This is a genomic window from Mesorhizobium sp. GW821-FHT04C10, assembly GCF_059420305.1.
In genome coordinates this window covers 3,248,802-3,272,401 of sequence record NZ_JBWKTL010000001.1, presented here as the reverse complement: position 1 = coordinate 3,272,401, position 23,600 = coordinate 3,248,802, and the positions used below count along the sequence as shown (strand labels likewise).

The following is a 23,600-nucleotide window of genomic DNA, read 5'->3' as shown; positions in this document are numbered from 1 at the left end:
ACATGAAGCATGGCAGCCAAGAAGCGCGACTCCCTGCGGAAGGTCCTGAGCGGCATCGTCGCGGCGATTACCGCCGCGCCTGATCGCACATCCGAGCAAGGCGCGAGCACCGCCAAGGCGTCAGTGGTCGCCGAATGGCCGCTGCCGCCATCGGCGACGCTTGGCTCCTCCTTGCGCCTGAAGGGGATCGAACGCGAAGTTCGAGCCCGCCTGCCGTGGGCAGTGAGGACGTTCGCCAAGGCCGATACCGGCCGCATCGTATTGCGCATGTTGAAAACCGACGCGGATGCGTTCCAGGCCGCCTCTGAAACCATCTCCAGGACGCTGGAGGGCATCGAGACGCTGGCCGTGCTGCCGCGCGAGGCAGAGGACATTCTCACCATCTCCGCCCGCGAGCGCCATAAATGGCTGAAGGACGGTCGCCTGAAGAGCATCGGCACCCGCACCGTCAAGATGCGCGGGCGATCCAAGGCGGTGACCTTCCATGTTTTCGATCCCCGCCATATCGAGGACATTCTCGATCGTGACCTGGCGAGCGCCTGGCGGGAGGAAGATGCGCGGGAAGCGTCTGAAAACAGACGGCGCGGCGCCGGCAAGGCCGCTCTGACGCGAGCTGGAAAACGGCAGCGCAAGGCGCGCAGTGCCAAGAATTCGGGAAAGGATGATGCTCCACGGCTGGAAGGTTGGGACACATTCGAGGCGGAAGGCCTGCTGCGCTAGGACCGAGGACGCCCTCCTCCGGTTCGGGCCGCGAAATCCAATGGCCGAAAAACAAGATGGCGTGTCGGCAATGACGTCGGCCGTTCGTCCTCTGGGTGCCGCCAAGAACCGGACACCGAACCAAACACCGGAGCCTCCCAATGATCCCAACCATCACAGCCTTTGAACGATCGCCCGATGGCGGCAAGGGACTGGCGCGCGATACGCGCGTTCGCTGGGCGCTCGAAGAGGTGGGGCAGCCCTATGAGGTTCGTCTCGTCTCCTTCGCCGGAATGAAGGCGCCTGGCCATCTGGCCCTCCATCCCTTCGGCCAGATCCCCACCTATGAGGAAGGATCTCTGTGCCTCTTCGAGACCGGCTCGATCGTCTTTCATCTTGCCGAGCAGCATGCGGGCCTGCTCCCCGGGGATCGAAATGCCCGCGCCCGTGCCATCACCTGGATGTTTGCCGCACTCAACACCGTCGAGCCGCCCATCCTCGACTTGACGACGGCAAGGATCTTCGAAGCCGACAGGCCCTGGGCCGAGGAGCGCCTGCCATTGGTGAAAGACCGGATTCGGGCAGTGCTGGACAGGCTCTCGGCCTATCTGGGCGCCGCCGAATGGCTCGATGGTGCATTCAGCGCCGGCGATCTGTTGATGGTATCGGTGCTGCTGCGACTGCGCATGTCCGGCATTCTGGACGAATATCGGAACCTGGCTGCCTATGTCGCACGCGGCGAAGCTCGCCCTGCTTATGCCAGGGCCTTCGCCGCGCAATTTGCGGTCAACGCCCCATCAGCCAGCTGACACAATTTCGCTTGCTATGGTGCGACCACAGCGGCGGCGAGCGGAGGTCAGGCGAACATGGCCGCTGCGGGCGGCGGGTCGCGGTCGTCAGGCGTCGGCACGAGTTCGTATCCGGCATAGCTGACGCTCAAGCGCGCCTGCCCGTTCGAACGCGACCTCAGTGTGTCCTCCAGTTTGAACATGGTTGCGAGCGGCACCGTGGCATGAATGACGACCGCGACATCGCGGGTTTCCTGGTCCCCGATACGGCCACGGCGGCTCTTCAACTCACCGACGATGCTGCCGACATAGTCCGCCGGCGTCATCGCCTCGACCTTCATGATCGGCTCGAGCAGTTGCACGCCAAGGCGCGGCGCTGCTTCGCGAAAGCAGGCACGGCCAGCAACCTCGAAAGCCAGGGCTGAGGAGTCGGTCTCGTGCAAGGCGCCGTCCACCAGCGTCGCCTTGACGCCGATCATCGGAAAGCCCGCGAACGGCCCCGCCGACAGGGCGCCGCGCAGCCCATTTTCGACCTCCGTCACATATTCGTCCGGGATTGCACTTCCAGCGGTCCTGGACGCAAACACGAAGTCCGGATTGTACGCGTTCGGCTCGAACATAATCTTGACGCGGGCGAACTGGCCGGTGCCGCCGAAATGCCTCTTGTGGGTGTAGTCCTGTTGATGAGCCCGGGTGATCGTCTCGCGATAGGCCACCTGCGGAGCGCCGACATTCACGTTGATCATGAACTCGCGGCGCAGACGCTCAATGATGCTGTCGAGTGCAGGCTCGTCCATGAAGGCGATGATCGTCTGACCGGATTCCTCATCCCACTTGATGTGGAGCCAAGGATCCTCGTCCGCCAGCCTCGACAAGGCGATACGCAGCTTCTCCTCATCGGCTCTCGACTTCGCCTCGATCGCGATTTGCAGCAAAGGCCAGGGCGCGGCAAGTTGTTCCATGATGATATGCTGGCAGGTTGACCGGATGTCCGCAACGGGTGGACCCGACGCTGGCAACAGCCGCCGGCCTGCCCAGGCAGGACATGGCTACGGATATTTCGCCGGTGCGGCCGCCGGGCTCAGATCGCCCTGCAATTCCTTCGGCAAGGGCAGGCTCGAGCATTGCAGGTGCACGTTGCGGGCGAACAGCTTTCGCTGCTTGTGCTCGGCCTCCTTGGTTGCCGCGATGATGCCCAGGCCGTACGGGCCAAGCGCCGCGAATTCCCAGCCCGGGTGCTGTTTTTCGCGAACCGCATAGTCGGCGGCCGCCGTGCGGGCCTGCTGGCATCCCGGCGACGCCCATTTCGGGTCTTGCGGCGAAAGCGACGCGCCATAGTCTACGGGAGAGGTCGCGCATCCAGCCATCGTCGCGGCCAATGCGGACATTGCAATGCGTATCGCAAGTCTCATCCCCGAAGCCTCTGCTGTTTGCCGTTCCGCTTTCCGCGGACATTCCGGCCGCGACATCACGTATCCGCGATGTCCCGCCCCAGCGCTTGCCACAGGCCTCGCTTCATGTCGATCTTCCCGCGGCCAGATTCGGGCCAAGTGGCTGGAACCAAATGACCGGCGAGACTGTTCAGTTGTAACTTTGACACAGCGCTGACGCGCCCGGCCGGTCGGGCAAGCGGCGATCTTAAGGAGCTTTCATCATGAAGATTTCGTCCGGATTTCGGTCTATCGCGGTTGCAGCCATCGCCACGGCGGCAGTCAGCCTCGCCAGCGCCGCGCATGCCGACAGCGGCACGATCCGCTTTGCTGTCTACAAGGCTGCCTTCTTCGTCGGCGGCTCCGGCGGCGAAGGCACGTTCACCTTCCACGGCAAGACCTATCCCATCTCGATCGGCGGCGTCTCGGGCGGCCTCGCCTTCGGCGTTTCCAAGACCTATTTCCACGGCACTGTGCGCCACATCAGGCGCGCGCGCGATGTGACGGGGGTCTATGGCGCGGCGGGTGGCGGCGGCACGCTCGGCAAAGGTGCCCAGGTGATCGTCATGACCAATGACAAGGGCGCCCAGCTCGAACTTACCGGCAAGCAGGTCGGGCTGCAGGTCAACGCCGATCTCAGCGGCATGGCCATCTCGCTGCGGTAAGGGCGGTCGTTCCGCCCCTTTCACACGCAAGCTGGTTCCAAGGGCGGCGTCGGCTCGACAGCCGCCCTTATTGTCAGCTCCGCAAGCCCGGTGCTTCCTGCCCGGTCCTCTCGACATATTCCGTATAGCCGCCGCCATAGGTGTGGATGCCTTCGGGCGTCAGCTCCAGCACGCGGTTGGAGAGCGCTGCCAGAAAATGCCGGTCGTGCGAGACGAACAGCATGGTGCCCTCATATTGCGAGAGCGCCTCGATCAGCATCTGCTTGGTGGTGATATCGAGGTGGTTGGTCGGCTCGTCCAGCACCAGCAGGTTGGGCGGATCGAACAGCATCAACGCCATCACCAGCCGCGCCTTCTCGCCGCCTGACAGCACCCGGCATTTCTTCTCGATCTCGTCGCCGGAAAAGCCGAAGCAGCCGGCAAGCGCGCGAAGCGGCGCCTGGCCGGCCTGCGGGAAATTGTCTTCCAGCGTCTGGAACACGGTGCGCTCGCCCTCAAGCAGCTCCATGGCGTGCTGGGCGAAATAGCCCATCTTCACGCTCGGCCCCCGCGCCACCGTCCCGGTGTCGGGGTCGGAAGCGCCGGCCACCAGCTTGAGCAGCGTCGACTTGCCGGCGCCGTTGACGCCCATGATGCACCAGCGCTCGCGGCGGCGGACCTGGAAGTCGAGCCCTTCATAGATGGTGCGGCTGCCATAGGCCTTGTGGACGTTCTTCAAGGTCACGACATCCTCGCCGCAGCGCGGCGCCGGCTGGAACTCGAAATTCACGATCTGGCGGCGCTTGGGCGGCTCGACGCGGTCGATCTTGTCGAGCTTCTTCACCCGGCTCTGCACCTGCGCCGCATGCGAAGCACGCGCCTTGAAGCGCTCGATGAAGGCGATCTCCTTGGCCAGCATCGCCTGCTGGCGCTCGAACTGCGCCTGCTGCTGCTTGTCGGCGATCGCCCGCTGCTGCTGGTAGAACTCGTAATCGCCGGAATAGGCGGTCAGCGAACCGGCATCGATCTCGACGATCTTGTTGACGATGCGGTTCATGAACTCGCGGTCGTGAGAGGTCATCAAGAGCGCGCCGTCATAGCCTTTCAGGAACTGCTCCAGCCAGATCAGGCTTTCCAGGTCCAGATGGTTGGACGGCTCGTCGAGCAGCATGACGTCGGGCCGCATCAACAGGATGCGCGCCAGCGCCACGCGCATCTTCCAGCCGCCGGAGAGCTTGCCGACGTCGCCGTCCATCATTTCCTGGGAAAAGCCCAGGCCATCGAGCACCTCGCGCGCCCGGCCGTCCAGCGCATAGCCGTCGAGTTCCTCGAAGCGATGCTGCGCCTCGCCATATTTCTCGATGATCTCGTCCATGCGGTCGGCCTGGTCGGGATCGGCCATGGCGGCCTCGAGTTCCGCCATTTCGGCCGCCACCTCGCTCACCGGCCCGGCGCCGTTCATCACTTCGGCGACAGCGCTATGCCCCGACATGTCGCCGACATCCTGGCTGAAATAGCCGATGGTGACGCCGCGATCGACCTGCACCTGCCCCTCGTCGGGCTGCTCCTGGCCGGTGATCATGCGAAACAAGGTCGTCTTGCCGGCGCCGTTCGGCCCGACAAGGCCGACCTTCTCGCCCTTCTGCAGGGCGGCGGATGCCTCGATGAAGACAAGCTGACGGCCGTTCTGCTTGCTGATGCTTTCAAGTCTGATCATGATGTTCCGAGGGACGCCTGGAAATTGAAGGAATTTCCCGGGCCTTTACGCGATCGGCCGCTCCGGTGGAAGCGCGCAAATTGTCCGGCGCGTCGAAGGCCGTCCCGAGTCCGGCGCCAGGCGTCTCAGGACGTCAGGCCGGTGCCGGCGGCCAGACCGTCCAGCCGCGCCAGGAACAGCTTCAGCAGCGGCGAGGTGTTGGACTTGGCATAGCCGAGCACGAGGTCGATGGTCGGCACCGGCCCGGCCAGCGGCCGGCTCACCACCGAGCGCGGCAAAAGATGTTCCGCATAGACCGGCAGCAGGCTGACGCCACCGGTCGAACTTACCAGCGAGATCGCCATCGACAGGTTCCCGGCTTCATGGGCGGCCCGCAGCGTGACGCCGACCCGCCGCGCATAATCGTCGATGACGATCTTCAGCGCCGGTGCTGCCCTTGTCGGCATGATGAAGGTTTCGGCGGCCAGATCCTCGATGCGCACGGCATCGAGCGTTGCCAGCGGATGGCCCGCCGGCAGGATCGCCACCAGCGGCTCGCGCGCCAAAAGCTTGAACGCCAGGCCCGACACCCAGTCCTCGCGGCGAAGGAAGGCAACGTCGATCGCGCCGCGCAGCAGCCCGCCTGCCAGTTCCGGAGAAGACTGGCTGGACACCGTCACGTCGAGATTGGGCAGTTCGCTGCCCAGGATGCGCAACGCCTGGGGCAGCCACGTCACTTCCTGTCCGGTCAGGAAGCCCAGCGCGAAGGCGGCCTTGGCCGGCTGCGCGGCGCGGCGTGCGGCAATGCCTGCCGCCTCCACCTGCATCAGCGCCAGCCTGGCATGGTCGAGGAATGTCCTGCCAGCCGCCGTCAGTTCGATGCCGCGCGCGCCGCGCACAAGAAGCCTGGTGCCGACCTCCAGTTCCAGGTCGCGCATCTGCCGGCTCAGTGAAGGCTGCGCGGTGTGCAGCCGCTTTTCGGCCGCGAGCGTCAGGCTGCCCTCTTCCGCGACGGCGATGAAGTAGCGGAGATGGCGCAGTTCCATGATCTTCAGCCATGCTTTGAAAGTATGGCTGAAGCATACAAAGTCTTGGTCGCCAAGTCATCACTCCCCCATCTTCGCATCCATTGGCGGTGCAGGTCGCACGCCCTTTCAAGGAGAACGAAGATGGATACCAAGATTGTCTTGATCACTGGCGCGCTGACCGGCATTGGCCGCGCCACCGCGCTGGCCTTTGCCAGGGACGGTGCGCGGCTTGTCGTTTCCGGCCGCCGCAAGGAAGCCGGTGCAGCCCTTGTCGAGGAGTTGCGCGGCCTTGGCGCCGAGGCCGAATTCATCAAGGCCGATGTCCGCGAAGACGATCAGGTCGCGGCCCTCGTCGACCGGACCGTCGCTCGCTTCGGCCGCCTCGACGTCGCCGTCAACAATGCCGGCACCGAGGGCCAGCCAGGCCCGCTGACCTCGCAGACGGCGGCAAGCCTTGCCGCCACCTTCGACACCAACGTGCTGGGCACGGTGCTTGGCCTCAAGCACGAACTGCGCGTGATGGTCCCGCAGGGTCATGGCGCCATCGTCAATATCTCGTCGACATATGGCCATCGCGGCGGCGCCAACGCATCCATCTATGCGGCGAGCAAGCACGCCGTGGAAGGGCTGACCAGATCGGCCGCGCTGGAAGCCGCCGCGGCCGGCGTGCGCGTCAACGCCGTCGCTCCCGGTCCGATCGAGACCGAGATGCTCAACCGTTTCACCGGCAATGCGCAAAACAAGGCAGGATTGCTTGCCGGCGTGCCGATGAAGCGCGGCGGCAGGCCGGAGGAGATCGCCAACGCCATCCTCTTTCTCGCCTCGGGCAAGGCCTCCTTCATCACCGGCCAGGTGCTCGGCGTCGACGGCGGCAAGGGCGCGGCCTGACCCGCCCCATAACTCAATTCACGGAAAGCAAAGACCATGTCGCACGCCATCAAGCTCTATCATTCCACCGGCTCGCCCAATGCCAGGAGGGTGCGCATTTTCATCGCCGAGAAAGGCATTTCCATCCCGTCGGTGGCGGTCGATCTCGGCAAGCGCGAGCAGTTCTCGGACTGGTTCACGGCCATCAACCCGCGCCAGCAGGTGCCGGCGCTTGTCGCGGACGGCACCACCATCGCCGAAGTGCCCGCGATCTTTCGCTACCTGGAGGAGGAATTCCCGGCCGTGCCGCTGCTCGGCTCCAACTCGATCGACAAGGGCCTGGTCGCCATGTGGGAGCGGCGCGCCGAACTGGACGGTCTTGCCCCGGCACTGGAAGGCATTCGCAACAAGGCCGAAGGGCTGAAAGGCCGGGCTCTGTCCGGCCCCTACGCCTATGAGCAGATCCCGGCGCTGGTCGACCGCGCCATGGCGCGCATCGCCCATTTCCATGCCGACCTCGACATGCGGCTGCAACGCGTGGCTTTCATTGCCGGCGATCATTTTTCGGCCGCCGACATCACCGCGCTGGTCGCCCTCGATTTCGCCGCCGCAGTGATGAAGACGCCGATCCCCGAGGGATTGGACGCCTTGCGGCTGTGGCATGGCGCCATCTCGGCACGACCGAGTGCCGCCGCCTGAGATCCTGCTCGCTCCACCGCTTTGCCCAGCCCCGACATTGTCCGAGGCGGCGCCGGCCCTGCCCGGCGCCGCCCTGCGATCGGCATCGATCGGCCCCCAGACACACTTCAGAAACAAGATTCAATATCCGGGAAAAACTGAGGAAAACATCGTCTGCGATAACCATCCTCGCGGCGGCCGAACAGAGACCGCCACATCAACGCAAAGGGATGGTCCCGACAATGCAACGACGTTCGACCGGATGGATGGCTGCCCTCGCCGGCATTTCGCTCGCCATGCTCGCGGTCGCATCGTCGGGCGCGGAAGCGGCGGTTACCCGGAGCGAATACTGCAGCCGGCTCGGTCTTCAACTCGACGGAGCCATCCAGACCAAGGCCAAACCCGGCGCCGGTGCGAGCGAGATCGCAGAGGCAACGGCCCTCCAGGACAAGGCGAGCCGGTTCTGTGCCGAGCGCAAGCAGGCGCAAGGCATCCGCACCTACGCCAACGCCTTGAAGCTCTTGGGCGTGACGCCGGTCGACCTCGACCAGTGACAGCAACCTACAACATGTGAAGGAAAGCCTATCATGAACAAGCCCCTCCTCTCCGCGCTCAGCCTGGCCATCGCTCTCGGTCTGGCAATGCCGCTCGTCGGCACCGCCAATGCGGACACGACCACCACCACGACCGCTCCGGCAACGACCACCGCCCCCGCAACGACGACTGCCCCGGCGACCGCTCCGGCGGCCCCTGCCGCGGCTGACGCGGCGAAGACGCCGGTCAAGGCGGCCGCGCACAAGCGTCACCGCCACCACAGGAAGCACCACAGGCATGCGCGCAAGCACGCTCACCGGCACGCGGGCAAGAAGCACGGCCACCGGCACGTCGCCAGGAAGCACCACCACATCCGTACCCACAAGAAGCATGGCCACAAGCACGCCAAGGCTGCTTGAGCTGCCCTGACTTCCCTCTGACTTCCTCCCGGGAAAAGGCCGCCACGCGCATGAAGCGGGGGCGGCTTTTTCTTGTGCCAGGGTTCGCGCCCTGCCCTTTGCCCGAGCTATTTCTCGCCCAGATACTGGAAAACGGCCTGCTTCCACCAGTCGCTCTCCATCGCCTGCAGCAGGGCGACATCGAGCGGTTTGCGCAGCGGGCTGCCGAGCGGCAGCGCGATGGCGTATTGCTGCTGGTCGAAGCTCGCGTCGAGAACCTGCAGGCTGGTCGCGTAGTTCTGCCCGACCAGCCAGCCTAGCAGCGGCTTGTCGTGGACCAGCGCGTCGATCTTGCCGGCGCGCAGCGTGTCGAGGCCTTGCTCGACCGTGGCGAAGTCCTGATGACGGGTATGGGTCGAATCCAGATAGGACGCGGTCGACGAATTCTGCACGGCGCCGACCCTGACCTTGGCGAGATCGCTTTCGCCCTGCACCATGCCTTCCATCTGCGTCACCGTCAGCACCGATGTGACGCCGGCGGTGAACACCGCGATTGCGATGATCGAGCCCATCATCCAGATCGCGGCGAGCACGCGTCCGGGCACGGTCCGCGGCCCGAAATCGCCGGTGCTGGCCTGTGTCGCGGCGATGGTCGACCACCACATGCTGGAAAACAGGCCCTTGGCGACGCCACCGCCGAAATCATCATTGTGACGGCGTTCGAACATCCAGATCAGCACGCCGACCACCACCGATATGACGATCAGCCCGAGCACCGCCTGCAGGAATCCGAACGAGGTCAGCGCGCGCAGCACCGGCCGCCAGGAGGGCTGGCTGTTGAGCGGCGTTGCGATGCCGAGCCCGGTCGAGAAAAAGGGCTGCGTGAAGTCGACGACCTTTTCGCGGTCGGCGGTGACCGTTATCGCTGCCATCGCCGCATCGAACTTGCCGCTGACGACGCCATCGATCTGGTCCTGCACGCTTGGCACTTCGACATAGCGGAAGCGAAGGTTGAGCCGCCCGGCTATTTTCTGCCAGAGATCGATGCTCAACCCCGACCAGGTGCCGTCCTGCAGCTTGAAGGCGAAGGGCGGCGCGGCCTTGATCCCGACCGCTATCTCCTTGGCCGACAGGGACGAGGACTGATCGGTCTGCGCGGTGGCGCCGGTTGCGGCACACGCGACGGCGGCGACGAGGAACAACGTCATCGCCCACGAAGCAACTCTTCTCAACGGCAGGGACTCCCGCAACCAGTTCCGCCGCGCGATCGTCGCGGCGTTCGAAAAGGTAGCCGTCACGCCGCCCTTCGTCCACCCGCGATGTTGGCGCCGGCCAGGAAGCGGGACATGATAACTCGGCGCCGATTCAAACAAAAACAGGCAGTTAGCGCAATTTCGCGATTCACCTGTTGAACCCCCATCAGGCAATGCCGAGTGCGGCCCGAACCTGCGGACCGCTCATGCCGCTGTCAAAGACGACAGTGCCGGGATCGAAGCGGCGGGCCTGCGACAGCGGCCCGGCCCCAACCGGATCGAGGCCGGCACCGCCCACCAGCCGCGCCGCGATGGCAACAGCCCCGGCGTCATCACCGGCGAGCGCAATGCCGATCCTGTTGCCGGCGCGATGCGCCTGCGATCGCAGCGTCGTCCACATGACGGTGCTGAAGGCGCGAACAAGCCGCGCGGCACAAGCGGCGCCACGGCAAGAGCCACGCCGTCCGCAGGAATCGGGTGTCGGCCGGCATCGCGCCATGCGATCGTCGATCCGTCACGAGGATCGGCCATGCTCACGCTTCACGATTATCTGCCATCGCAAAATGGCTGGAAAATCAGGGTCCTGCTCGGGCTGCTGAAGATCCCTCACAACACGCGCATCGTCTCGATTTTCGAGGGCGAAAGCCACACCGACGCCTTCCTGGCGCTCAACCCGGCCGGCGCGGTTCCCGCGCTCGAGCTCGAGGACGGCAGCGCCATCGCCGAATCCAACGCGATCCTCACCTATCTCGCCGAAGGCACGCCCTTGCTGCCGGCGGATCGGTATCAACGCGCCAAGATCATGCAGTGGCTGTTCTTCGAGCAATACAATGTCGAGCCCGTCATCGGCTCGCTGCGTTTCTGGACCTTGAGCGGGCGGCTCGAGCGCAACCAAGCCATGGTTGCCGGCAAGCGCGAAGCCGGCGCGCGAACTCTCGCCGCCCTGAACCGCAGCCTTGCCGGGACGCCGTTCCTGACCGGAAACGACCTCACCATCGCCGACATCGCCGTCTATGCCTACAGCCACCGCGCCGGGGATTGCGGCTTCACCCTCGCGGACCATCGGGCATTCCTGGCATGGACCCACCGCGTGCGCGATGCCATCGGTCCCGGCTACCCCGTCCATCCCTACAGCATCGATCCGCACTCAATCGATCGGCACTCCGGCTCCTGAGCCTACTTCTTCCCCTGCGGATAAATCGTCTCGCCGCGCTTCAGCATCGCCACGAAGGTCTCGATCTTCTTCTTGCGTCCGGCCTCGGTCTTCATGTTGTGGGTACGGAAGGCGAGCGAGAAGCGGTTCTGCGCGCTGAGTTTGTCCAGCATCGCCTTCGCCGCCGGCTCGGCATCGATCGCCGCCTGCAGATCATCGGGGATTTTCATGTCCTTGCCGCTGCCATAGGCGCGCGCCCAGCGCCCGTCGGCCTTGGCGGCCTCAACCTGGCTCAGCCCATGCGCGGTCATGCGGCCCTCCTCGACCAGCCGCGCGACATTGTCGATGTTGATCTTGCTCCAGATGCTCTTCCTGCCGCGCGGCGTGTAGCGCTGCAGGAAACTGTTCTCGTCCAGCCCCTTGCGCACGGCGTCGATCCAGCCGAAGCACAGCACGACATCGATGGCCTCCTTCGGCGTGATCGACTTCAGCCCCGAGCCGACCTTGTGCACCTTGATCCACACCTCGGTTTCGGTGGCGTGGTGCTGGCCGAGCCAGGCATGGAAACTGGCCGCGTCGGGGAATTCCCGGACCTTGGCGGGATCGACCTTGACCGGCGCCATCAGCCAGCCCGCCGGTTCGGTATCATCGTCGCTGGCGTCGCTTTCATCTTGCCTCCGTCATGGTGCGATTGCCCCATCATGGCACAGTCCACTGTCAGTTTTAGGCAGCAGTGGGGCACTCCGCCGCGAAGCAAGGGAACGGCCCATCCATCGCTGCGTTGCGGCTTCAGTGCAACCGCCCGATGGAGGTCCCGATGGCGATAGAGACCATTTTCGCCCATGTCAGCTGTTCCGATCTCGAAGCGAGCATCGGCTGGTACGAAAAACTCTTCGGCAAGCCGCCGCTGCGCCGGCCGATGCCGGGGCTGGCCGAATGGCACTTCACCGAGAGCGCCGAGTTGCAGCTGTTCGAGGACAAGGACAAGGCCGGCACCTCGACGCTGACGCTCGGCGTCCTGCCCCTGGCACCCGAACGGCAGCGGCTGGTGGCGGCCGGCCTCCAACCCGGCCCGATCGAGGAGGCCGACCATTTCTGGATCATGCGCATGCGCGATCCCGACGGGAACCTGGTGGTGTTCGCGAGCGCGGAACGCGAGTAGGAGCGGCGAACCGCGCGCGCGGGACGCCATTTCGCCCGCACGCCTCGCGGAAATAGTCCGGACCGATCGCCGCCGGCGTGATGACGCACAGCGCCTTCGCATCTTGGGTGCCATTGTTGTCGAACCGGTGGACGGCGCCGCGTGGAATGCACAGTGCCTCCCCCGGCCCAACCTCGATCGGCTTGCCGTTCACGGTCCAGGTGAGAACCCCTTCAATGCCGTAGATCGTCTCCTCATAGTGATCGTGGCTGTGCGCCGGCGCGGGCAAGCGCTGTGCGCCTGGCACCGTCAACTCGAAAGCGGCGACACTGCCGTTCGAATTTTCGCCCGATACGAGGAAGCGGACCGACAGCCCCTTGGTGCCGATGGTCTCATTGGATGGGTTGACCTGAAGATTCATGGCTGACATTGCGCAAACCCCTCCGGTAAATTACATTTACTGACCATCAGTAAACTCAATTTACCGGATCGTCAATGGCCACCTCCACGGAAGTTCTGCAGACCAAGACCGAGGACCTTTTGATCGGCGCCCTGCTGCGCGTTCCGGCGCAGGCCATCCAGCGCCGGCTGATCAAGGAGCTCAACGCCGCCGGTTTCGACGAATTGCGCCTGCCGCATATGGCGGTGCTGCAGTTTCCCGGCCCGGACGGCGAGCGCCCCGGCACCATCGCCGAGCGTGCCGGCATGAGCAAGCAGGCGATCAACCAGCTGCTCAGCAGCCTCGAAGGCTATGGCTATCTCGTCCGCTCCGACGGCGAAGGCGGCACGCGCGTGGTGCACTCCACCGAACGCGGCCACGCTGCTTTCTGGAAAATGGTCGACATATTGCGCGACATCGAGGAGGAGTGGCGCACCGAGCTTGGGCCGGAGCGCTTCGCCCAGTTGAAGGCGCTGCTGTTCGCTGTCTGGGACAGCCCGCTGGTGCGTTGAACGAGGCGGCCCCGCCGGGCGGACACCATCATCGGCATTTCCGATGGCGCCATCGGTTTCTTCCGTTTCCCCTGGCCCGCGCCGAACTGCCAATCCCTTGCCTGTGTCCATTCAGACAAAGGCAGAGCGAAATGAGCATTTCGAACCAGAAGATCCTGATCGTCGGCGGCGGCTCCGGCATGGGGCTGGCGCTGGCCAGGCGTTGCGTCGAGGCCGGTGCGACGGTCACCATCGCCGGACGTGGTGAGCAGAGGCTGCAACAGGCGCGCGAGGCGCTAGGTAATCCAGCGAACCTGGAGGTGGCCGTGGTCGACATCGCCCGGGAAGATCAAGTCGCGGACCTGTTCGCGCGCATCGGCAGCGTCGACCATATCGTCAGCACGGCGGCCGACATCGAGGGCGCCTACAGGCTGCTGCCGGACCTTGACCTCAAGGCGGCGCAACGCGTGGTCGAGAGCAAGCTCTATGGCCCGTTGCTGCTCGCCAAGCACGGCGCGCCACGGCTGGCCAGAGCCGGCTCGATGAGCTTCGTTTCAGGCATCGCCGCCTACCGGCCGGCCGCGCGCGGCTCGGTCGTCGCCGCGGTCAATGCCGCGCTCGAAGGGCTGGTGCGGGCGCTTGCCGTCGAACTCGCGCCGATCCGCGTCAACGCCGTTTCGCCCGGCTGGGTCGATACCGAGATCTGGGCGCAGGTCGCCGGCGACCGCAAGGCCGAGACGCTTGCCGCGATGGCCGAGCGGCTGCCCGTCGGCAGGGTCGGCCGACCAGAGGACATCGCCGACGCCATCGCCTTCCTGATCGGCAATGGTTTTACCACCGGAACGACTTTGCATGTCGAAGGCGGGCACCGGCTGGTTTAGCTGGTGACGCTCATCCCCGCGGAGTTGTTTGGAAACAAGACCTTGGATCCATCGGCCGATTCAAGACCTGAACGATCTCCGGAGCGTTCCGGCACCAGCATGTCTCGCGCGGCAGCGAGTAACTGCCTGAGCGCCGGCGGCTGGACGCGCCGGCGCCGCCAGATCATCGCCAACGGCGCCGCGCGTATTCGGCCGGGCCATGGCAGCTCGACAAGATCGCCACGCGCAAGCGCGTCGCTGGCGGCAAGGCGTGGAACAAGGCCCAGGCCAGCGCCCGCCGCCACCAGCCGGACAATGGCGCCAATGCTGCCGGCTTCGGCGGCAAGCCTCGGTGCCGCCATGCCCGCCTCGGCAAAGGCAGTGTCGACCATATGACGGTAGATGCACCCAGGCTCCGTCGCCACGAAACGCAGCGCGGCAAGGTCTTCCAGCGCGCGTGGCGCGGTGCCCTGCCCGGGAGCCGCGACCAGCACCAGCGGTTCGGCTCCTATGGTGCGGCTGGCAAGGCGTTCATCCGCGGCGCCCCCCGCGCCGTCGCGCCGCTCGAAGCAGAAGGCGACATCGATATCGCCATCCTCCAGCAGATGCCGCAGCGTGCCGCTGTCGGCCACCTTCATCCGCACGGTGATGTCGGGATGGCTGGCCTGGAAGCCCGGCAGCCAGGGCGCCAGCCGGGCCGAGGCGATTGTTTCCAGCGCGCCGATGGTCAGCGCCCCGCTTGTCTGCCCGGCGGCCAGCAGCACCGCCGCGCGCGCCTCGCCGTCGAGCCGCAGCAACTCCTCGGCCATCGGCTTCAGCGCCAGTCCCGCCGGCGTCAGCTCCAGGCCCGACTTCGAGCGCGTGAACAAGGCAGCGCCAAGCTCGGCCTCGAGGGTCTGGATCTGGTCGCTGACACTCGATTGCGCGAGGTGGACCGCCTCGGCCGCGCGCGTGATGTTGCGGCTGCGCGCCACCGCGAGAAAGGTCTTGAGCAGTCTTGGATGCATCGCCCGGCCGGCGCGCCTACTGCAGCTGCGGCTTCTTCAAAAAACTGCCGCGGTCGGCGGACTTGACGCGCAGCCAGGTCTCGCGGCCGTCGCGCACCACGCGCATCGGGATTTCGGCACCGGCCGAGCCGCTGTCCCAGAGCTTGCGATAGAAATCGGCGAGCCCGTCGACCGCGCCGTCGCGGACCTCGGAGATGACGTCGCCTTGACGCAGGCCGGCTTTTGCCGCCGGGCCGCCTTCGGTCACGCTCATCACAACCACCTTGCCGTCGCTCTCGGCCGACAGGGCGCCAAGCCATGGACGCGGCGGCCTGGCCACCTGGCCGCGCGTCAGGAGATCGTCGAGGATCGGCGGCAACAGATCGATCGGCACCACCATGTTGATATCGGCGACCTCGCCGGCGCGGCTCATCTGCAGGCGAAGCGAGCCGATGCCGAGCAGCGTGCCATCGGCGCTAAACAGCGGCGCACCGCCCCAGGAGGGGTGCGCGGGCGCGATGAAGATCGCCTCGTCGAGCAGATACTCCCAATAGCCGGCGAATTCCTGCTTGGTGACGATCTTGGCCTCGACCGCCCGGCCGATGCCGTCGGCAAGCACCACCGCGTCGCCGATCCTGGCCTTGCCGGCATCGCCCAGCGCCACGGCCGGCAGGCCGGTCGGCGCCAGTGCCTGGACCAGGCCGAAGCCCGATTCCTGGTCATAGGCCAGCGCATGCGCCGGGATGACACGGCCGTCATGCGCGGTCAGCCAGACCTCCTCGGCCTCGGTGATGAGATAGCCGATGGTCAGCACCAGCCCGTCATCCCTGATGACGACGCCGCTGCCTTCCCTGAGCGTGCCCAGCGCGCCGGCCGTGAAGGCATCGTCCGGAACGGTCGCCCGCACGGCAACGACGGAACGCGGATTGGGATTGATGGCCATGATTTTGTCCTGCGATGCAAATGCCCTGGCGGCTTCTTCTATAGGTATGCCTCGGAGGGGATGGTGCAAGGTGCGAATTGCCGGTTCTTCCTTCTCCCCTTGTGGGGCCCGTAGGGCGGGCGAGGCCCGCGACTCGCCCCGGGCGGTGGATCGCCCGGCAGCGCCGACATTGACAATAGTTCAATGCAAGTTGAACTTCCGCCACCACAGCCCTAGTTGTAGATCGACCGCCCATCCTCCCCCAAGCCCCCACGACACGAGGCCCGACATGACAGAGTACACCCCGCCGAAAGTATGGACCTGGAACAAGGCAAATGGCGGCGCCTTTGCCAGCATCAACCGGCCGATCGCCGGGCCGACGCATGACAAGGAATTGCCGGTCGGCAAGCACCCGTTGCAGCTGTACTCGCTGGCGACGCCGAACGGCGTCAAGGTGACGGTGATGCTGGAGGAGTTGCTGGCGCTTGGCCACAAGGGCGCCGAATATGACGCCTGGCTCATCAGGATCAACGATGGCGACCAGTTCGGCAGCGGCTTTGTCGAGGTCAATCCCAACTCCAAGATCCCGGCTCTGATGGATCGCAGCGGCGCCACGCCGGTACGCATCTTCGAATCCGGCTCGATCCTGGTCTATCTCGCCGAAAAGTTCGGCGAATTCCTGCCCACCGAGCAGCCGGCGCGCGCCGAGGTCCTGTCCTGGCTGTTCTGGCAGATGGGCTCGGCGCCGTATCTGGGCGGCGGCTTCGGCCATTTCTACGCCTATGCGCCGCAGAAATTCGAATATGCCATCGACCGTTTCTCGATGGAGGTGAAGCGGCAGATGGACGTGCTCGACCGCCGGCTCGCCGAAACGGAATATCTCGGCGGCAAGGATTATTCGATCGCCGACATGGCGGTATGGCCCTGGTATGGCGGGCTGGCGCTCGGCCGCATGTACAATGATTCCGGCGAGTTCCTGTCGGTGCAGGACTACAGCCACGTACAGCGCTGGGCGAAGGCGATCGACGCCCGCCCCGCGGTCAAGCGCGGGCGCATGGTCAACCGCGCCTTCGGCGAGCCGGCTCTGCAACTGCACGAGCGCCACGACGCCGGCGATTTCGACACCAAGACGCAGGACAAGCTCGCCGCCGAATAGATAGCGGCAAGGCGAACTTAACAAGAAAGCCCGCCACGAACCCGTGGCGGGCTTTTCCCAAGGCTAGACTGGTGTCGCACCCACTGTCATGGCCGAGCCATGGATCAGTGCAGCACCTCGACGATCTGACGCGTATCGGGATCGACCAGGACGGTCTGGTCGTTGATCACGGCGACGCGGTACTTGACGTTCGGCACCTCGCGCAATTCGACCTTGTCGGGCACCGGAGAGCCGAGCTTGAGCTCGAGGCCGAGCAGATTCACCGACGCCAGCGGCTGCTTCTTGACGTATTCACGAACGACCGTCTCCTGCTCGGGCTGGACGACGATTGTGTCCGCCATGGCCACACCCATGCCGCCCATCAGGACGATCGCGGCCGCTGCACTCGAAAGATAATGTTTCATGGTAACCTCCATTTTAGGTATCCGATTGCCGCCCGGGAGGAAAACTCGGTCGACACAATGAGGTTCCATCGCCTTTTGTGGAATAAATACGGCGCGCCCAACAAATGCCAATTTTTATTATTTTTGCAATCGGGCGATAACACTCAAAGTGTGCTTCAAAAATCCGTGATCAATCTTGGTATTTTGAGAGAATATAAAATAAATCTGCCACGGAAAGGCGCGTCTGGTTGCCTCTTCCGGGAAACATGTCCGACAACTGTCTTAGCGATAGCTAACGTAAAGCGCACGATGTCGTTCCGGATGCCGTTGCGCAGTGCGACGAAAAAGGCCCGCTCTGCCGGGAGCAGAACGAGCCCTAGACGATGCCGGCGGAGGTGGCAGCCTCACCGGTCACATCAGGAAAACGCCAGCGCCGGCATCCGGTTCCAGCCACGGCCGTATGTCCCTGCCCCGATGCAACCATGGCGCCCTGACGACGTTGTGCACGCATTCGATGAAATCCCAGCAAGGATATCGCGCCATGGCTCCCCGCCCTCCCGTGACCAAGCATCCCTTCACGCTGATGCTTGTCGTCATCGCGCTGATGGCGCCCTTTGCCGGCCTTGCCTGGCGCACGCGCGAATGGATGGGCTGGTAGGCCTTCCAGGCAGCCGAGACACCAGGCAACGGCCACGTCAGGCGGGCATATCTGGCGGCAATATGACCGCCCGGGTGGCCGCCTGAATACATCTCTTTTAGCTAATGTATCGGAACGTCCAATGGACATTGCCGGAACCGAACGGGGCCTCCCGGACCTTTGCCAGAACCACCTAAGACCTTGGTCCTGCAAGGAAACGCAAAGGGCCGATGAGGTTCTTCATCGGGAACATCCCGCCTCTGCCATCGTTTGCCGCAAGGTCCCCAGACCGGATCATTTCGGAGGAAAAGCGATGTCACATCGGTCCATCATCACCAGGACAGGCCACGGCCCCGGCACGGCGATCGCCGTGTTGATGGTCGGGCTGGTGGCGGTGGGGATTGTGTTCCTCGTCCTTGGCGGCGCGCTCTATTTCGGCGAGGCGTCTTCGGACTCACACGCCCTGAATTCGGTGCCGGCGCGGTCGTTTCAGCAAGCTGATCGCGGAGCGGCGAATTGATCGATCCGCGCTCCGGAGCATTCCATCGCCTTATGGCAAGGACGCCGCCTAGCGCGCCAATATCGTCCCGTCCCTGGCCACCGCCTTGCCCCGGCGATAGACCGTGCGGTCCTTAGGCACGGCCACCACCGCCTCGGGCACATGCAGCGCCCGCATCGCGACAAAATCGGCCTTGGCGCCAACCATGATGCCGTAATCCGCCAACCTGAGCGCCTTGGCGCCGGCATGGGTCACCACATCGAAGGCGTCGGCCAGTTCGCGGTCCTCATAGAAGCCGGAGCGGTAGCCGATCATGTTGGCGCGCGAAAGCATGTCGCCATCGCCATAGGGCCACCAGGAATCGCGGATGTTGTCGGAGCCGCTGAACACGGTGACGCCCGCCTGCCGCAGAGCCGCCACCGGCGGGAAGGCATGGTTGCCGGGCGCATTGGTCATGATCGCCACGCCGGCCGCCGCCAGCATCTCGCCGGCCTTCGCCAGCGCGTCGGCCGGAATATCGCCAAGACCATAGGCGTGGCTGACCGCGACATGGCCTGCCATGCCGAGCGCCTGGGTCCGCGCGGCGATCTCCTCGACCTGGAACAGGCCGAGCGTGCCGCCATCATGCAAATGGATATCGACGCCGGCGCCATGCTTTTGCGCCAGCCCGAACACCACATCGAGATGCCCCTTCACATCGCGGTCGAAACTGGCGGGGTCGAGCCCGCCGATCAGGTCGCAGCCGAGCTTCAGCGCCTCGTCCAGAAGCTCCGCCGTGCCGGGCGAGGACAGAATGCCGCTTTGCGGGAAGGCGACGAGCTGGATGTCGATGAGGTCGCGATACGTCTCGCGCACGGCGAGAACGGTCTCGACATGGCTGAGCCCGACCGAACCATCGACCATGACATGGCTGCGCATGGCCAGGCTGCCATGGCCGACACAGAGTTCGAGCTGGTTCCTGGCGCGCTCGGCCATCGGCGCGGCGGCGGCAAGGTTTTGCGCCTGGAAGGCAACGCGCTCGCGCACGTCGAAACCGTTGGTGCAAGGAATATGCGGCCGCCAGGCGTCGCCATGGAACGATGTGTCGAGATGGATATGTCCCTCGACGAAGGCCGGCACGACAAGCTGGCCGCCAAGGTCGACCATGATGGGATCGGTGGCGGCAGGACCGCCCGGCGGCGCCTTGCCGGCCGGCGCGATGGCACTGAAGCGGCCGTCGGTGACGGAGAGATCCGCCAGCGACCCATCGGCCAGTTTCGCGTTGCGGAAAATCGTCTGTTCTCTCACCGGTGCTATTCCTGTTGAAAGCGCCAGTCCTCGCCGCCCGCCCGCCGCGGGTCAATGCGGCAAAGTCGAGAAACTGTTTCACGCACGGCGAACCGGGAATCACATCGCAGCTCCTGCCTATTCCGCTTTCGCGGAAGTTTCGGCGAGCCCCGCGATATGCAATGATACTGTCGCGGCGGTACGAGCCGCCCTGGTTGACGCGGGCGCCCAAGCACACCCCAACAATGCGCCCCCTCGCCCGCGTCGGCCACGGCAGACCTCTGCGGCTACCTCACTGCGGCGCGCCGGCAAACAGCACCACGCCGTCGCCGCCAGCCACCGGCCAATCCCTGATGGTGCGGTCGTAGCCGCCGGTCAGCACCGTGCCGTCGGGAGCGAAGGCCACCGCGTAGATCGGGCCGGTCTGGCTGTCGAACATCGCGATCTGGTTGCCGGTTTCCATGTCCCACAGCCGCGCCGTGCCATCGAGCGATCCCGACAGCAGGCGCTTGCCGTCCGCCGACAGCGCGAGCGTGTAGACCGTGCCCTCATGGCCCTCGAAGCGCTTCACCTCGCGGCCGCTGTCAAGATCCCAGACCTTGATCGTCAGGTCGCCGCTGCCGGTGATCAGATGGTGCCCGTCGGCGGTGAACACGGCGCCATAGGTGCCTTGCTCGTGGCCGTGCCAGCTGCGCAGTTGCTTGCCGCTTTCGACGTCCCAGAGCTTCAGCGTGCCGTCGATGCTGCCGCTCAGCGCCTGTTTGCCGTCGGGTGAGACGGCAACAGCGCTGATCGACCAGTCGTGCCCGGTCAGCACATGCAGCACCGAATTGCTGACGAGATCCCAGACGATGACGTTGCCGGTATCGTGTCCGCTGACGGCGCGCTTGCCGTCCGGGCTGATCGCCAGCTTGTTGACGCCGCCATTCTGGCCGGCCTGGAAGACATGCAGCACGGCGCCGTCGGCAAGTTTGCGCAGCACGATCTCGCCGTCGTCGCCCCCGGTCAGCGCGCTGACGCCGTCGGGCATGTAGAGCGCGGTGCGCGCCATGTCCTTGTGGACGCCGAGGTTGCGGATCAGGTGCTTGCCGCCAATGTCCCACAGCTTGATCACATGGTCGGTGCTGGCGCTCATGATCGATTGGCCGTCGGGCGCCACCGAAAGCCACACGACCGCGTCGCGATGGCCATCGGGCTGCGTTGGAGCCGCCGGGGGCGGTGGCGGCAACGGCGCCACGGTGGGCGGCGGAATGACCGCGACCTCCGGCGGCGCCGGCGCGACGGGCGCAGGCGCCGGCTCGGCCACGGGCGGCGCTGGCGGCGCGGATGCTGGCGGCGGATTGGCGGCTACCGGCGGCGGAGCTGGTTGCGGGGCTGGCGCGGGGTCCGGTTCGGGGGCCGGTGGCGCGCTGGCCACATCCTGGCCTTTTGGTTCACCGGGTTTGGGCTCGGCAAGTTTGGGTTGATCTGGTTTGGGCTCGGCCGCCTTGGGCTCACTGAGCTTGGGTTCGCTCGGCTGGCTGGCAACCTCGCCGCCGCCATCATGCCACGGGCCGAACCGGTCGGCGGCCAGCGCCGCCAGCACGATCAACGGCAAGGCGAAGAACACCTTGCGCAGGCCGGGCCTGCCGGTCTCCCGCACTTCGGCCGCGCGACCGAACAGTGGTGCTCCAGCCAGATGCGCCGGCCGCCCCGGCAAAAGCCCGGCCCAGAACAGCAAGGCGCCGACCAGGCAGGCAAGTGCCGCCACGGAGAAAGCCGCCAGCCGGGACAAATTCGCGCCCGGCCCGGAAAAGCCGTGCAAGACAACAGTGCTGATCAGCGGAAAGATCAGCGCCAGGCAGGCGAGCGCAACCACGGCAAGGACAAGCGCAGCCAACCTGTCAGCCAATCTGTTCATCGCGCTCCCCCCTCGCCGGGCTCTCGGGCCAGACTATCAGCGTCAACCGTCTATCGCAAAACGCATCCGGTGCCTGCACGCGACGGATGGATGCGTCTGAGATCTTGAAGAAGATCGGTCAATGACCTCGATCAAGAAATCAGTTCGAAGCTGATCGCGATCGCCTGCGTCGCGGCGCAAAAAATGTGTTTTCGGCTTGATCAGGCGCCGCAAAAAGAACCGGTGTTAATTTACCACAGTCATCACTGATACGCGCTGGACTATCCCCAGCGAAATATTGACACCAGTCGGCACTGTGTCACTGTCCTCACGGGATATAGTGGAGAGCTTGCATTATGAAGAAGATTTATGAGCGGCCCGCGCTGATCAAGAAGGGCAATCTGAAATTGATCACGGCTGCGACCAACGGCCCGATCGTGACCTCGGGTCCGACACCGCAATAGGTCAGCCCGTCAGCGTCAGGTCGTCCAGCACCATTTGCCAAGAGTGTTTCGTCGAAAGACGGACACGGGTAATTGCCTTGAGCATCGGCGCGTAGTGCAGCGGCGTCAGCGCCGATAGCGCCAACTGGTCGCTGGCGACCAGTTGCTCGCCCAGCCAGCACTCGATCAGTGCCATCTCCCCTTCAGACTTCAGCCACGCCGCGCTCAACAGCACCGAGTGAAACCCGAACGGGGTCTCGCGGCTGAACTCGGCCGGGTAGCCGCTGCTGGTATAGGCGACGTGATCGCCCGAGACATTGCCGTTGACATAGCCTTCGCTGCCCTTGGTGTGGTCCTGCGCCATGGCGTTGAGGTTGCGCCATTGCAACCCGGCATGGCCGCACGGGATCTTGCGGAAGCCGCGTCCAGTGACGTCGTCGAAGCCGATCGTCCGCAGCGAGGCCTCGTTCGGCAGCGCCTGCTGCGACAGCAGTCCGAGATCGGTTGGATAGGGTGAAAGCGCGAACTGCCGGTCAAGTCCGCCGCCGGCGATCGCCACCATGTCGGCCTCGGCGGCGAGGTCGAGCCGGAAGGGTGAGCCCGGCGCCAGCACCCGGCTCTCCAGCACCCGCCCATTTGCCTTCACCGACAGTGTCGCGGTGCCATCCGCCGCCATCCGGCCGGCCAGGCTGCGCGCAGGCGCCAGGCCGACCGGCTGCGGCAGGTCCTGCGACACCAGCCCCGCCGGCGAGCCGGAGGCCAGGCGGAAATCCTGCGATTGCGTCTCATTGGCGCTGGGCGAGCGCCAGCCCGGCGGCACTGAAACCGCGAACCGGTAGGTGCCCGGCGAGCGGATCATGGCATTGGCCGAAGACATCGACATGGCGAAGTTGGCAAAGCCGCCATTGTTTGTCCTGGTTGAAGCGACGAAGCCGCCCTGTCCGTCGAACAGCCGCACCATGATGCCGGCCATCGGCCGGTCACCGACGCCATATGTCCCGTCGCGGTCGACATCCAGATAGACGAAAGACGAGTAGTTGACGGTGCCGGTGCTGTGCTCCCAGTCGGTGCGAACGGCATAGTCGTTGGCCGGATCCGTCCGGCGTCGGGCGCGGCGCCGGATGCGCGCCTTGCGCGACAGCCAGACGACGCATGCCGCGACGACAAGGATGACAGCGGCCGCGAGCAGGATTTCGACGGGGCCGAAATCATGCATGGTCGGCGAACTTCGTTTGCCGCCGCTCGTGGCTGTCAGGCATGCAATGCATCAAACGCCCCCCGATGCTGATCATCGCCAGACTAGCGCGAGATGTCGCCTGCGTAAAAGGAC

At 65.2% G+C, this 23,600-nt stretch carries 28 protein-coding genes; 14 read left to right on the top strand and 14 right to left on the bottom strand.

What is annotated here, in order from left to right; genetic code table 11:
* The first annotated feature begins 9 nt into the window (after positions 1-9).
* Positions 10-720: a hypothetical protein gene (locus AC07UC_RS15840; RefSeq protein WP_494906666.1), complete on the top strand. Its 711-nt coding sequence runs from the start codon at positions 10-12 to the stop codon at positions 718-720.
* 140 nt (positions 721-860) lie between these two features.
* Positions 861-1,508 (top strand): glutathione S-transferase family protein, encoded by a 648-nt coding sequence (locus AC07UC_RS15835; RefSeq protein ID WP_494906665.1) that lies wholly within the window; start codon positions 861-863, stop codon positions 1,506-1,508.
* Between the two features lie 47 nt (positions 1,509-1,555).
* On the opposite strand, the gene AC07UC_RS15830 is transcribed toward AC07UC_RS15835, so the two are convergent.
* Positions 1,556-2,449: a translation factor GTPase family protein gene (locus tag AC07UC_RS15830; protein WP_494906664.1), complete on the bottom strand. Its 894-nt coding sequence runs from the start codon at positions 2,447-2,449 to the stop codon at positions 1,556-1,558.
* A gap of 87 nt (positions 2,450-2,536) precedes the next feature.
* On the bottom strand, positions 2,537-2,899 hold the full coding sequence (locus AC07UC_RS15825) for a hypothetical protein (protein WP_494906663.1): 363 nt from the start codon (positions 2,897-2,899) through the stop codon (positions 2,537-2,539).
* A 242-nt stretch (positions 2,900-3,141) separates the two neighbouring features.
* Here AC07UC_RS15825 and AC07UC_RS15820 point away from each other — a divergent pair, with 242 nt between their 5' ends.
* On the top strand, positions 3,142-3,582 hold the full coding sequence (locus AC07UC_RS15820; RefSeq protein ID WP_494906662.1) for a hypothetical protein: 441 nt from the start codon (positions 3,142-3,144) through the stop codon (positions 3,580-3,582).
* A gap of 73 nt (positions 3,583-3,655) precedes the next feature.
* Here AC07UC_RS15820 and AC07UC_RS15815 read toward each other — a convergent pair whose 3' ends face one another.
* Positions 3,656-5,278 carry an ABC-F family ATP-binding cassette domain-containing protein gene (locus AC07UC_RS15815; RefSeq protein WP_494906661.1) on the bottom strand — a complete coding sequence of 541 codons (1,623 nt, stop codon included), beginning with the start codon at positions 5,276-5,278 and terminating at the stop codon, positions 3,656-3,658.
* 125 nt (positions 5,279-5,403) lie between these two features.
* Entirely contained in the window at positions 5,404-6,303 is a 900-nt protein-coding gene (locus tag AC07UC_RS15810) for a LysR family transcriptional regulator (RefSeq protein WP_494906660.1), read from the bottom strand.
* A 123-nt stretch (positions 6,304-6,426) separates the two neighbouring features.
* Between AC07UC_RS15810 and AC07UC_RS15805 the strand changes: the two genes are divergently transcribed.
* The 4 genes from AC07UC_RS15805 (at position 6,427) to AC07UC_RS15790 (ending at position 8,783) form a co-directional block, all read left to right on the top strand.
* Positions 6,427-7,173 carry an SDR family NAD(P)-dependent oxidoreductase gene (locus tag AC07UC_RS15805; protein ID WP_494906659.1) on the top strand — a complete coding sequence of 249 codons (747 nt, stop codon included), beginning with the start codon at positions 6,427-6,429 and terminating at the stop codon, positions 7,171-7,173.
* Between the two features lie 36 nt (positions 7,174-7,209).
* Positions 7,210-7,851, top strand: a complete 642-nt coding sequence (locus AC07UC_RS15800; RefSeq protein WP_494906658.1) for a glutathione S-transferase family protein — start codon at positions 7,210-7,212, stop codon at positions 7,849-7,851.
* Positions 7,852-8,072: 221 nt separating this feature from the next.
* Positions 8,073-8,384, top strand: coding sequence for a hypothetical protein (locus AC07UC_RS15795; RefSeq protein WP_494906657.1), 312 nt, complete (start codon positions 8,073-8,075; stop codon positions 8,382-8,384).
* Between the two features lie 33 nt (positions 8,385-8,417).
* Entirely contained in the window at positions 8,418-8,783 is a 366-nt protein-coding gene (locus AC07UC_RS15790; protein WP_494906656.1) for a hypothetical protein, read from the top strand.
* Positions 8,784-8,890: 107 nt separating this feature from the next.
* Here AC07UC_RS15790 and AC07UC_RS15785 read toward each other — a convergent pair whose 3' ends face one another.
* Both AC07UC_RS15785 and AC07UC_RS15780 read right to left on the bottom strand, forming a co-directional pair.
* Positions 8,891-9,994, bottom strand: a complete 1,104-nt coding sequence (locus AC07UC_RS15785) for a transporter substrate-binding domain-containing protein (protein ID WP_494906655.1) — start codon at positions 9,992-9,994, stop codon at positions 8,891-8,893.
* Between the two features lie 187 nt (positions 9,995-10,181).
* Positions 10,182-10,415 carry an NAD(P)-binding domain-containing protein gene (locus AC07UC_RS15780; RefSeq protein WP_494906654.1) on the bottom strand — a complete coding sequence of 78 codons (234 nt, stop codon included), beginning with the start codon at positions 10,413-10,415 and terminating at the stop codon, positions 10,182-10,184.
* Between the two features lie 129 nt (positions 10,416-10,544).
* Between AC07UC_RS15780 and AC07UC_RS15775 the strand changes: the two genes are divergently transcribed.
* On the top strand, positions 10,545-11,189 hold the full coding sequence (locus AC07UC_RS15775; RefSeq protein WP_494906653.1) for a glutathione S-transferase family protein: 645 nt from the start codon (positions 10,545-10,547) through the stop codon (positions 11,187-11,189).
* A 2-nt stretch (positions 11,190-11,191) separates the two neighbouring features.
* Here AC07UC_RS15775 and AC07UC_RS15770 read toward each other — a convergent pair whose 3' ends face one another.
* A complete protein-coding gene (locus tag AC07UC_RS15770; protein ID WP_494906652.1) occupies positions 11,192-11,791 on the bottom strand; it encodes a YdeI/OmpD-associated family protein in 600 nt (199 codons plus the stop codon).
* 194 nt (positions 11,792-11,985) lie between these two features.
* Here AC07UC_RS15770 and AC07UC_RS15765 point away from each other — a divergent pair, with 194 nt between their 5' ends.
* Positions 11,986-12,330, top strand: coding sequence for a VOC family protein (locus AC07UC_RS15765; protein ID WP_065005370.1), 345 nt, complete (start codon positions 11,986-11,988; stop codon positions 12,328-12,330).
* Here AC07UC_RS15765 and AC07UC_RS15760 read toward each other — a convergent pair.
* On the bottom strand, positions 12,269-12,739 hold the full coding sequence (locus AC07UC_RS15760) for a cupin domain-containing protein (protein WP_494906651.1): 471 nt from the start codon (positions 12,737-12,739) through the stop codon (positions 12,269-12,271). The two genes, AC07UC_RS15765 and AC07UC_RS15760, sit on opposite strands and share 62 nt — an antisense overlap.
* 65 nt (positions 12,740-12,804) lie before the next feature.
* Here AC07UC_RS15760 and AC07UC_RS15755 point away from each other — a divergent pair, with 65 nt between their 5' ends.
* Both AC07UC_RS15755 and AC07UC_RS15750 read left to right on the top strand, forming a co-directional pair.
* Positions 12,805-13,260, top strand: coding sequence for a MarR family winged helix-turn-helix transcriptional regulator (locus AC07UC_RS15755; RefSeq protein ID WP_494906650.1), 456 nt, complete (start codon positions 12,805-12,807; stop codon positions 13,258-13,260).
* Positions 13,261-13,391: 131 nt separating this feature from the next.
* Entirely contained in the window at positions 13,392-14,120 is a 729-nt protein-coding gene (locus AC07UC_RS15750; RefSeq protein ID WP_494906649.1) for an SDR family oxidoreductase, read from the top strand.
* On the opposite strand, the gene AC07UC_RS15745 is transcribed toward AC07UC_RS15750, so the two are convergent.
* Both AC07UC_RS15745 and AC07UC_RS15740 read right to left on the bottom strand, forming a co-directional pair.
* Positions 14,117-15,106 carry a LysR family transcriptional regulator gene (locus tag AC07UC_RS15745; RefSeq protein WP_494906648.1) on the bottom strand — a complete coding sequence of 330 codons (990 nt, stop codon included), beginning with the start codon at positions 15,104-15,106 and terminating at the stop codon, positions 14,117-14,119. The genes AC07UC_RS15750 and AC07UC_RS15745 overlap by 4 nt on opposite strands.
* Positions 15,107-15,122: 16 nt before the next feature.
* Positions 15,123-16,028: a S1C family serine protease gene (locus AC07UC_RS15740; RefSeq protein ID WP_140774041.1), complete on the bottom strand. Its 906-nt coding sequence runs from the start codon at positions 16,026-16,028 to the stop codon at positions 15,123-15,125.
* Between the two features lie 268 nt (positions 16,029-16,296).
* On the opposite strand from AC07UC_RS15740, the gene yghU reads away from it, so the two are divergent.
* The gene (gene yghU, locus AC07UC_RS15735) at positions 16,297-17,163 is read left to right on the top strand and encodes a glutathione-dependent disulfide-bond oxidoreductase (protein WP_056571150.1); all 867 of its coding nucleotides are present in this window, start codon (positions 16,297-16,299) and stop codon (positions 17,161-17,163) included.
* A 104-nt stretch (positions 17,164-17,267) separates the two neighbouring features.
* On the opposite strand, the gene AC07UC_RS15730 is transcribed toward yghU, so the two are convergent.
* Entirely contained in the window at positions 17,268-17,567 is a 300-nt protein-coding gene (locus AC07UC_RS15730) for a DUF1236 domain-containing protein (RefSeq protein WP_172349448.1), read from the bottom strand.
* A 929-nt stretch (positions 17,568-18,496) separates the two neighbouring features.
* On the opposite strand from AC07UC_RS15730, the gene AC07UC_RS15725 reads away from it, so the two are divergent.
* A complete protein-coding gene (locus tag AC07UC_RS15725) occupies positions 18,497-18,703 on the top strand; it encodes a hypothetical protein (RefSeq protein ID WP_202326681.1) in 207 nt (68 codons plus the stop codon).
* A 48-nt stretch (positions 18,704-18,751) separates the two neighbouring features.
* Here the strand turns inward: AC07UC_RS15725 and AC07UC_RS15720 are convergent, their stop codons facing one another.
* Complete coding sequence (locus AC07UC_RS15720; RefSeq protein WP_494906647.1) at positions 18,752-19,969, bottom strand: amidohydrolase family protein; 1,218 nt, start codon at positions 19,967-19,969, stop codon at positions 18,752-18,754.
* A 271-nt stretch (positions 19,970-20,240) separates the two neighbouring features.
* Positions 20,241-21,848 (bottom strand): WD40 repeat domain-containing protein, encoded by a 1,608-nt coding sequence (locus AC07UC_RS15715; RefSeq protein WP_494906646.1) that lies wholly within the window; start codon positions 21,846-21,848, stop codon positions 20,241-20,243.
* 335 nt (positions 21,849-22,183) lie between these two features.
* Between AC07UC_RS15715 and AC07UC_RS15710 the strand changes: the two genes are divergently transcribed.
* Positions 22,184-22,291: a putative RiPP precursor gene (locus AC07UC_RS15710; protein WP_202326678.1), complete on the top strand. Its 108-nt coding sequence runs from the start codon at positions 22,184-22,186 to the stop codon at positions 22,289-22,291.
* Position 22,292: 1 nt separating this feature from the next.
* Here the strand turns inward: AC07UC_RS15710 and AC07UC_RS15705 are convergent, their stop codons facing one another.
* Positions 22,293-23,486: a hypothetical protein gene (locus AC07UC_RS15705; RefSeq protein WP_494906645.1), complete on the bottom strand. Its 1,194-nt coding sequence runs from the start codon at positions 23,484-23,486 to the stop codon at positions 22,293-22,295.
* Positions 23,487-23,600 lie beyond the last annotated feature (114 nt).

Excerpts from the sequence above, each read along its gene's own strand:
- AC07UC_RS15835 (WP_494906665.1), top strand. The coding sequence starts at position 861 with ATGATCCCAACCATCACAGCCTTTGAACGATCGCCCGATGGCGGCAAG.
- AC07UC_RS15770 (WP_494906652.1), bottom strand. The coding sequence starts at position 11,791 with ATGGCGCCGGTCAAGGTCGATCCCGCCAAGGTCCGGGAATTCCCCGAC.
- AC07UC_RS15725 (WP_202326681.1), top strand. The coding sequence starts at position 18,497 with ATGTCACATCGGTCCATCATCACCAGGACAGGCCACGGCCCCGGCACG.
- AC07UC_RS15740 (WP_140774041.1), bottom strand. The coding sequence starts at position 16,028 with ATGGCCATCAATCCCAATCCGCGTTCCGTCGTTGCCGTGCGGGCGACC.
- AC07UC_RS15830 (WP_494906664.1), bottom strand. The coding sequence starts at position 2,449 with ATGGAACAACTTGCCGCGCCCTGGCCTTTGCTGCAAATCGCGATCGAG.
- AC07UC_RS15745 (WP_494906648.1), bottom strand. The coding sequence starts at position 15,106 with ATGCATCCAAGACTGCTCAAGACCTTTCTCGCGGTGGCGCGCAGCCGC.
- AC07UC_RS15780 (WP_494906654.1), bottom strand. The coding sequence starts at position 10,415 with ATGTGGACGACGCTGCGATCGCAGGCGCATCGCGCCGGCAACAGGATC.
- AC07UC_RS15790 (WP_494906656.1), top strand. The coding sequence starts at position 8,418 with ATGAACAAGCCCCTCCTCTCCGCGCTCAGCCTGGCCATCGCTCTCGGT.
- AC07UC_RS15765 (WP_065005370.1), top strand. The coding sequence starts at position 11,986 with ATGGCGATAGAGACCATTTTCGCCCATGTCAGCTGTTCCGATCTCGAA.
- AC07UC_RS15840 (WP_494906666.1), top strand. The coding sequence starts at position 10 with ATGGCAGCCAAGAAGCGCGACTCCCTGCGGAAGGTCCTGAGCGGCATC.
- AC07UC_RS15815 (WP_494906661.1), bottom strand. The coding sequence starts at position 5,278 with ATGATCAGACTTGAAAGCATCAGCAAGCAGAACGGCCGTCAGCTTGTC.
- AC07UC_RS15760 (WP_494906651.1), bottom strand. The coding sequence starts at position 12,739 with ATGTCAGCCATGAATCTTCAGGTCAACCCATCCAATGAGACCATCGGC.
- AC07UC_RS15805 (WP_494906659.1), top strand. The coding sequence starts at position 6,427 with ATGGATACCAAGATTGTCTTGATCACTGGCGCGCTGACCGGCATTGGC.
- AC07UC_RS15825 (WP_494906663.1), bottom strand. The coding sequence starts at position 2,899 with ATGAGACTTGCGATACGCATTGCAATGTCCGCATTGGCCGCGACGATG.
- AC07UC_RS15730 (WP_172349448.1), bottom strand. The coding sequence starts at position 17,567 with ATGAAACATTATCTTTCGAGTGCAGCGGCCGCGATCGTCCTGATGGGC.
- AC07UC_RS15800 (WP_494906658.1), top strand. The coding sequence starts at position 7,210 with ATGTCGCACGCCATCAAGCTCTATCATTCCACCGGCTCGCCCAATGCC.
- AC07UC_RS15810 (WP_494906660.1), bottom strand. The coding sequence starts at position 6,303 with ATGGAACTGCGCCATCTCCGCTACTTCATCGCCGTCGCGGAAGAGGGC.
- AC07UC_RS15820 (WP_494906662.1), top strand. The coding sequence starts at position 3,142 with ATGAAGATTTCGTCCGGATTTCGGTCTATCGCGGTTGCAGCCATCGCC.
- AC07UC_RS15795 (WP_494906657.1), top strand. The coding sequence starts at position 8,073 with ATGCAACGACGTTCGACCGGATGGATGGCTGCCCTCGCCGGCATTTCG.
- AC07UC_RS15775 (WP_494906653.1), top strand. The coding sequence starts at position 10,545 with ATGCTCACGCTTCACGATTATCTGCCATCGCAAAATGGCTGGAAAATC.
- AC07UC_RS15750 (WP_494906649.1), top strand. The coding sequence starts at position 13,392 with ATGAGCATTTCGAACCAGAAGATCCTGATCGTCGGCGGCGGCTCCGGC.
- AC07UC_RS15715 (WP_494906646.1), bottom strand. The coding sequence starts at position 21,848 with ATGAACAGATTGGCTGACAGGTTGGCTGCGCTTGTCCTTGCCGTGGTT.
- AC07UC_RS15705 (WP_494906645.1), bottom strand. The coding sequence starts at position 23,486 with ATGCATGATTTCGGCCCCGTCGAAATCCTGCTCGCGGCCGCTGTCATC.
- AC07UC_RS15710 (WP_202326678.1), top strand. The coding sequence starts at position 22,184 with ATGAAGAAGATTTATGAGCGGCCCGCGCTGATCAAGAAGGGCAATCTG.
- yghU (WP_056571150.1), top strand. The coding sequence starts at position 16,297 with ATGACAGAGTACACCCCGCCGAAAGTATGGACCTGGAACAAGGCAAAT.
- AC07UC_RS15755 (WP_494906650.1), top strand. The coding sequence starts at position 12,805 with ATGGCCACCTCCACGGAAGTTCTGCAGACCAAGACCGAGGACCTTTTG.